Raw genomic sequence first — 6,730 nt, 5'->3', positions numbered from 1 at the left:
TTGGAGAGTTTCGACGTCCTTACGGCGGTTCTCCAAAAAGACCGGGATGATTTCTGCCAGGTTGGGATCCGCATGGACCACGGGACGATCCTGGGCAGCCGTGTCAGGTTGGTGCGTCATTTCCTCTTGTCCCCGTCGTAGGCCTGGAGCACTTCCAGGAGCGTCTGTTTCTTGATGGGCTTCGTCAAGTGCGTGTCGCAGCCGGCTTCAAGAATCTTCTTCCCGTCCTCCTTTAGGGCGAGAGCGGTCAAGGCAATGATCGGAACGTGGGGCAGGTTATATTCTCGCTCCCATGAGCGGATTCGACTCGTAGTCTCGTATCCATCCATGATCGGCATGTTCATGTCCATGAGAATCAGATCGAAATGTTCGTTCTTGACCTTGTCAAGAGCAATGCTACCGTCGTCTGCCACAACAAGTTGATAGGGTGTCTGCTTCAAATAGGAACGAATCAGCATTTGATTGTCGGGCGAATCCTCGACCAGAAGTACGCACAATCGCCCCGCTTCAACTGGACCAGTTGAAGCGGGGGGAGTCGCCGAAATCGGAACATTTTGGCTGCGATTAAGGGAGATCTTTACCGCTTGCAGGAGCTCGGACCTTCTGATGGGCTTTGTGACGTAACCGCCAAGGGACAGGTCGTACGTGCGTGCGATGTCATCGGCCCAGTGGTCGGAGGTCATCATGATGACGGTGAGCGTGTCCAGTAACTTGGAGCGTCGGAGCTCTTCGACGATCTGGAAGCCATCCATGTCCGGCATCCGGCAGTCGAGCAGGAGCAGTCCGTAAGGTTGTGTCGATTCCTCGGCACGCCGAAGCTCGGTGAGGGCCTCTTGACCATTGGTGATGGCAGTCACCTGTGCGTTCCAGGAGGAAAACGCTTCGGATAAGATAGAGAGATTAATCGGATGGTCATCGACCACGAGCACGCGAAGCCGACATAGGTCGAAAGACCCCTGAGCCGGGAATGTCTTCGGACAGGACTTAATGCCCAGTTGTACAGAGCAATGAAATGTGCTTCCTTGTCCGAGCGTGCTTTCCGCCCAAATTCTACCGGTCATCAATTCCGTCAGCTGTCGACAAATACTGAGGCCTAACCCGGTCCCGCCATATTCCCTTGAAATGGAAGTGTTCGCTTGTGTGAAACTGCCGAAAATGTTCGCCACTTTATCGGGTGCGATGCCGATGCCGGTATCGGTGACGGAGAAGCGAATTCTGCCTGTGCCTGGCTGAAACGGCTCGTTCGCGATTTCAACGACGACGGAACCATGCTTTGTGAATTTGATCGCGTTGCTGATGAGGTTGATCAGAATCTGCTGAAGGCGTGTCGGGTCTCCGACCAGCGAGCAGGGAACCTCAGGAGAGAGATGGTAGGCAAGTTCGAGCCCTTTCTCATGAGCTTTCATTGCCAGAATTTCAATGGCCTTCTCCATTAACTCATTGAGGTCGAATTCGATCGACTCCAGTTCGAGATGGCCGGATTCAACTTTTGAAAGATCCAGAATATCGTTGATGAGGTGCAGAAGATTGCTCCCAGCCCGCCGGAAGATCCTCAAATACTTGCGCTGTTCCGGCGTCAGGTCCGTTTCCCAGAGGAGATCAGCCATTCCGATAATGGCATTCATGGGGGTTCGGATCTCATGGCTCACGCTGGCCAGGAACTCGCTTTTGGCACGGCTGGCGACTTCGGCAGTCTCCTTCGCGATTCGTAGGGCTTCTTCTCCATGGTGTCGCTCGATAGCTTCCAGCGCGAGGGTAGCCATTGTTGCCATAGAACTGGTGAACTGCTCTTCGTACACATTCCAGTGTCGTGGACCTCCAATGTGTTCGGAGCAGAGAACTCCCACAACTTTGCCTTTCTGTCTGATCGGCGCATCAAGCATCGCTCCGATGCCAAGAGGAGACAAGTAAGTGTCTACAAACTCCCGTGTCCGTGGATCCGTATGGGCGTTGTGGGCCGCAATGGCACGTTGCTCAGTGGAGAGGGCTTGAAAATATGTCGGGTAGTCAGAGGCTTTGAGGACAAACCCGTTGGAATGGCGATGGGGTTTGGCCTCATACAGGTCGATTAATTTGATAGAGGTCTGATTATCGGAAAAAAGCCAAATGCTGGATCGTTCAACTTCCAGTAGCCTGCTGCAGGCTTCGGTAATGACCTGGAAAGCTTGCGGAAGCTGACCACTGTGTAAGGCATCACTCTGCGCAACCTTTCTGAGAGTCTCTTGGTAGCGCTCCAGTAATTCGGTGGGATCTTGTTGGGCCAGTTCGAGAGCCTGTTTCACCTTGCGGCGGACGCGCGCGTCAGGTTTTCGAACAGCCTGTTCGCGCGGGAGTCGGGTTTGAACCTCGGCAAGTTTTGGGTTCTTCGGTCTACGGCGGCTTGTGCGGTCCGGTGTGCGGCGCAATCGGGACATGGATAATACGCGAGCGGTCGAGGTCGACGATAATTAATCCTCGGTAGAGTGAGGGACAAGCGTCAGAATGCCCGCCTGCTTCGCCTTGTTTCGACCTTCCTGTTTTGCCTGATAGAGCGCCTGATCGGCTGCCTTGATCAGATCGGTCGGTGAAGCAGACCGGCCAGGGATCGTGCTGGCGTACCCGACGCTGATGGTTATGACGTCATCTTCGCCATGTTTAATGTCCAATGATTCGATCTTTTGGCGAAGCAATTCTGCGACCTGCGCGGCGCCATCTATGGCTGTGCCTGGAAGGACGACGACAAATTCGTCCCCTCCGTATCGTGCGACGAGGTCCCCCGGACGGTTCACGGCGTTGGAGATGGCATTAGCCACTTGTCGAAGGCATTCATCCCCCGCTGTGTGCCCTTGCGTATCGTTGTAGGTCTTGAATTGATCGATGTCGAGCATGATCAGGGAAATCGGCATCGATTCGCGGACGGCGCGGCGCCATTCCTGGTCGAGGAAGTCGTCGAATTGACGACGGTTGGTGATTCCGGTCAATCCGTCCAGGCAGGAGAGACGCAACAGCATCTGATTCGCTTCCTGAAGTTGCCGCATGACGTCAAGGAGTTCCTGTTCCCGTGCCCGTCGACGTTCAATTTCGTGAACAAGCCGAAGTACTGACCGAACGCGCGTCAACAGTTCGATCTTATTAATGGGTTTGGCGATGTAGTCCAGCGCTCCGGCCGCAAAGGCGAGTTGCAAATCCACCGGGTCGGTCTTGACGGTCATCATCATGATCGGGGTTTCACGGAACCGTTCGACGGCCTTGATCTGCCGGCATGCCTCGATACCGCTCATTTCCGGCATGATGATATCCATTAAAATAAGATCAACCCTTGCAGCGCCGTAGGTGCCGCCTTCGAGTCCGAGGAGATGGAAGGCCTCGGCTGCCGAGCCGGCCACGAGAATCTGATCGTATCCGGCAGCAGTCAAAATCGACTGGACGAGTGTCCGATCGTCCTGGGAATCGTCGACGATGAGTATGCTCATGAGATGGTCCCTCGATAGAATCAGCCCTGCGAAATCAGAGGAGATCCTAGCAACTAGTCCTGGTAAACACCAGGATAAAGCTTTTTGATGCAGGGTTGGCAGAGGCCATGACTGAATTCGGCTTCGGAGTGTTCGCTCAAATATTCTTCCAGCTGTTGCCAGAAACCTCCGTCATTCCGAATCTTCTTGCACGATGCGCAGATCGGGATCAAGCCGCGAAGCACTTTCACCTCGCGCAAGGCTTTCTGGAGTTCTTCGTTGCTGCGGTGAAGTTCGAGCTCCCGATTCTTTCGCCTGTCCATCTCGTTCTTCAGGGTCAAGGCTGAGGTGACGCGGGCGAGGAGTTCGACGGTGTTGACCGGTTTCGTGATGTAGTCCATTGCACCGGCCGCGAAGGCCTCCTTGAGATTACTCAGGTCGTTTTGCGCCGTCACCATAATGATGGGAATGTCGCGGAGATGTGCGCACTGCTTGATCTGCCGGCAGGTTTCAACGCCGTCTTGCTCGGGCATGAGCACATCCATCAGGATCAGATCAATTTTCTGATCAGTGGCGTTACCATTAAGATTCAGGAATGCTGCGGCGGATCTTGCCGAATCCGCGGTCATGACCTCGGCATGCCCGGCCTTCCCAAGAATGGAGCGAAGGAGCGCTTGTTGGTCAGGGGAATCGTCGACGATGAGTATGCCCACGAAAGTCCTACGTGCGTTACTTTAATGTATGCACCTAATGGTGCACACGGGTAAGTATAGCAGACGACAAATAACGCTACGTTAGCTTGGAACGAACAAGATCGCTGACCTGTTTGCCGTCCACCGGCCGGCCCCCGAGGCGAACCATGACGCCTTTCATGACGGTACCCATGTCCTTGGCGGAACTGGCCCCGGTTTCACGGATAACAGCCTCGACGACCTGGGTGAGTTGTTCGGAAGAGAGGGCTTCGGGGAGGTAGGATTCGATGATCGAAATCTCCTGGCGTTCTTTAGCCGCCAGTTCGGTGCGGTTACCTTTTTCATATTGTTCAACGGATTCCTTCCGCTGCTTGATCATTGTCGTCATGATGCGGCTCATTTCCGCATCGTCGAGGTCTTTTTTTAGCTCGACTTCTTTGTTCAAGATGGCGGCCTTGATCATGCGGATCACATCCATACGGAGTTGGTCGCGCGCTTTCATTGCGTGTTTGAGGTCTTCAGCCAGGCGATCACGAAGAGACATAGAGTCCTCTGTTTTTAATAGTGCTGGGATGCCACGGAGAATAACGTGCCGTCGTTCCTCAGTCAATGCGTACGATCGCCACGTGAGAGAACAAGTAGTTTTATGGTAAGAGGGAATCATAAACTACGCAACTAAAGGTTGAGAAGGAAGGGGACCGCAGGTTAACGATGAGGCAAAAAGCTCTCACAGGAGGAGGGAAAGCCGTGAAGGTCAATATCTCCACAGCCAGCCGATTGCGAATCGTGTTCGGAGGAGCAGCAGGGCTCGTGCTACTTGTGGCGTTCAGTGCCTGTTCAAAGGATCAGCCTAAGCCGATGGCTCAACCGTCGCCTGATCAAGTGCGTAGCCGTTCCGACAAGACCTTTGAAACATTGAAGCAAGAGGAACAGGAGCGTACAACTCAGCAACCGGCCCAGCGATAATCAGCGAAAGAAGGAGCATGATGGGAGAACGAATTAAAATTACCGATCCCGAGAAATTGGCCTTGCTCTACGAGCGGTTTCGGGATGTCTGTCTCGTGGAAAAGGAAGTGTGGAAAGAGATTTTCATGCCCCGGGACGTGACGGCGGGACCTGTGAGAACGAATATTCAAGATCGGTACGATGTTGAGATTGACGATCCGGATGTGGAGGACGCGATTGATGCAAATATCCCCCGAGGCTCTGCGGCGCTCGGTTCGGCGATCCAGGAATATAGCCAACATATCACGTTTTTTAAGAGAATGTAGCGGCTACTGTGCGGCGAGCACACGCTCGACTTCGTTGACGATTTCCGTCGAGAGTGGTTTTGTTCGATGATGAAACCGTCCCACCACGTTTCCTGATCGGTCTAGTAAATACTTCTGGAAATTCCACTCCACTTCGCCAGGGAACGCGCTTTGCTCCGTCAGGTACCGGTAGAGCGGGTGCTTGTCCGGCCCCTTCACGCTGATCTTACTGAACAGAGGGAAGCTGACGGCGTATTTCGTAAGGCAAAAACCTTTGATCTCCTCGTTTGTTCCCGGTTCTTGCTGGCCGAAGTTGTTGGCGGGGAACGCCAGAATCTCGAGTCCTTTGCTTTGATATGTCTCGTACATCTTCTCAAGATCTTCGTACTGAGGAGTATTCCCACAAAAGCTGGCTGTGTTGACGACCAGGAGAACCTTCCCTCTGAACCGGCTTAGGTTCACGGGTATCCCGTCGATGTCGTCCATCGTGAAGTCGTAGAAGCTCACCGTCTTGGCTGCCATGAGAGGCCCTTCCGACTCGGCATGGCTTGCGGGCGGTCCCATGATGAGTGTGCTGCTCAACGCCATAGCCAACAGGATAAGGGGGTATTTCAAGGTATGGCCTCCTGCTAAGTTGGCAGTTCTTCGAGCGCGGCAATTCGTGCTTCGATTGGCGGGTGTGTGGCGAAAAACCGCATGAAGCTCGTGGTATTGCCGGAGATTTTCATCGTCGCGAGTGCGTCTTGCGTCGAGTATTGGAACTGCGCCCGGTTAACCCAGCGGTCAATGCCTTGCAGAGCCCCGATCATCGAGCCCTTGCCATACACACGAGCGGCGAACGCGTCCGCGGCAAATTCACGACGGCGTGAGTGCCAGCTGATCACGATCGAGGCGAGGATCGTCAACAAGATCTGTAAGACAATGGAGAAGACGATGCCGAGGCCGGCTTGATCGCGTGCGGCGAAGAACCGGCGGACCCACATCGAGATGTAATAGACGAAGGTATTCATCAAGCCTGCGAGTATGGTGGTGGTGAACATATCGCCGTTGTACACATGGCCCATTTCGTGGGCCAATACGGCTTTGACTTCGTCTTCTCGTAGGTTCTGCAGCAAACCGGTAGACACTGCCACCATCGAGTTATTCTTGCTGGGCCCTGTGGCAAACGCGTTGGGGTCCGGGGAGTCATAGACCCACACTTCCGGCATCGTGATGTGCAGCCGTTGCGCGATGTCCTGGACGGTTCCAAAAATCACGTGTTCGGCCTGCGAGCGTGGTTCCGTGATTCGCTGGCAATCGAGCATGGCTCGGGCCATCTGCTTCGAGAAGGCCAAGCTGATAAACGCGCCGCCGAAAC

General features: G+C 54.2%; 8 protein-coding genes. 2 read left to right on the top strand and 6 right to left on the bottom strand.

Going from position 1 to position 6,730, the window contains the following annotated elements:
• Positions 1–116 precede the first annotated feature (116 nt).
• The 4 genes from ACWVCN_RS02460 to ACWVCN_RS02445 all read right to left on the bottom strand — a co-directional run bounded on the left by ACWVCN_RS02460 (position 117) and on the right by ACWVCN_RS02445 (position 4,667).
• Entirely contained in the window at positions 117–2,414 is a 2,298-nt protein-coding gene (locus ACWVCN_RS02460) for a response regulator (protein WP_455243927.1), read from the bottom strand.
• Positions 2,415–2,447: 33 nt separating this feature from the next.
• Positions 2,448–3,452 (bottom strand): GGDEF domain-containing response regulator, encoded by a 1,005-nt coding sequence (locus ACWVCN_RS02455; RefSeq protein WP_455243926.1) that lies wholly within the window; start codon positions 3,450–3,452, stop codon positions 2,448–2,450.
• A gap of 53 nt (positions 3,453–3,505) precedes the next feature.
• A complete protein-coding gene (locus tag ACWVCN_RS02450) occupies positions 3,506–4,144 on the bottom strand; it encodes a response regulator (RefSeq protein WP_455243925.1) in 639 nt (212 codons plus the stop codon).
• Positions 4,145–4,220: 76 nt separating this feature from the next.
• The gene (locus ACWVCN_RS02445) at positions 4,221–4,667 is read right to left on the bottom strand and encodes a GatB/YqeY domain-containing protein (protein WP_455243924.1); all 447 of its coding nucleotides are present in this window, start codon (positions 4,665–4,667) and stop codon (positions 4,221–4,223) included.
• 167 nt (positions 4,668–4,834) lie between these two features.
• Here ACWVCN_RS02445 and ACWVCN_RS02440 point away from each other — a divergent pair, with 167 nt between their 5' ends.
• On the top strand, positions 4,835–5,089 hold the full coding sequence (locus ACWVCN_RS02440; protein ID WP_455243923.1) for a hypothetical protein: 255 nt from the start codon (positions 4,835–4,837) through the stop codon (positions 5,087–5,089).
• Between the two features lie 17 nt (positions 5,090–5,106).
• The gene (locus ACWVCN_RS02435; protein WP_455243922.1) at positions 5,107–5,394 is read left to right on the top strand and encodes a hypothetical protein; all 288 of its coding nucleotides are present in this window, start codon (positions 5,107–5,109) and stop codon (positions 5,392–5,394) included.
• 3 nt (positions 5,395–5,397) lie between these two features.
• Here ACWVCN_RS02435 and ACWVCN_RS02430 read toward each other — a convergent pair whose 3' ends face one another.
• Both ACWVCN_RS02430 and htpX read right to left on the bottom strand, forming a co-directional pair.
• A complete protein-coding gene (locus tag ACWVCN_RS02430) occupies positions 5,398–5,988 on the bottom strand; it encodes a glutathione peroxidase (RefSeq protein WP_455243921.1) in 591 nt (196 codons plus the stop codon).
• 14 nt (positions 5,989–6,002) lie between these two features.
• Positions 6,003–6,730 (bottom strand): protease HtpX (gene htpX / locus ACWVCN_RS02425; protein WP_455243920.1); only part of this gene is annotated, 728 nt, incomplete at its 5' end.

This window comes from Petrachloros mirabilis (assembly GCF_975968855.1).
Note: the sequence above shows the minus strand (reverse complement) of the source record. Positions and strands in the feature narration are given on the sequence as shown.

Coding starts and splice junctions, on each gene's coding strand:
- ACWVCN_RS02440 (WP_455243923.1), top strand. CDS start 4,835: ATGAGGCAAAAAGCTCTCACAGGAGGAGGGAAAGCCGTGAAGGTCAAT.
- ACWVCN_RS02435 (WP_455243922.1), top strand. CDS start 5,107: ATGATGGGAGAACGAATTAAAATTACCGATCCCGAGAAATTGGCCTTG.
- ACWVCN_RS02455 (WP_455243926.1), bottom strand. CDS start 3,452: ATGAGCATACTCATCGTCGACGATTCCCAGGACGATCGGACACTCGTC.
- ACWVCN_RS02445 (WP_455243924.1), bottom strand. CDS start 4,667: ATGTCTCTTCGTGATCGCCTGGCTGAAGACCTCAAACACGCAATGAAA.
- ACWVCN_RS02460 (WP_455243927.1), bottom strand. CDS start 2,414: ATGTCCCGATTGCGCCGCACACCGGACCGCACAAGCCGCCGTAGACCG.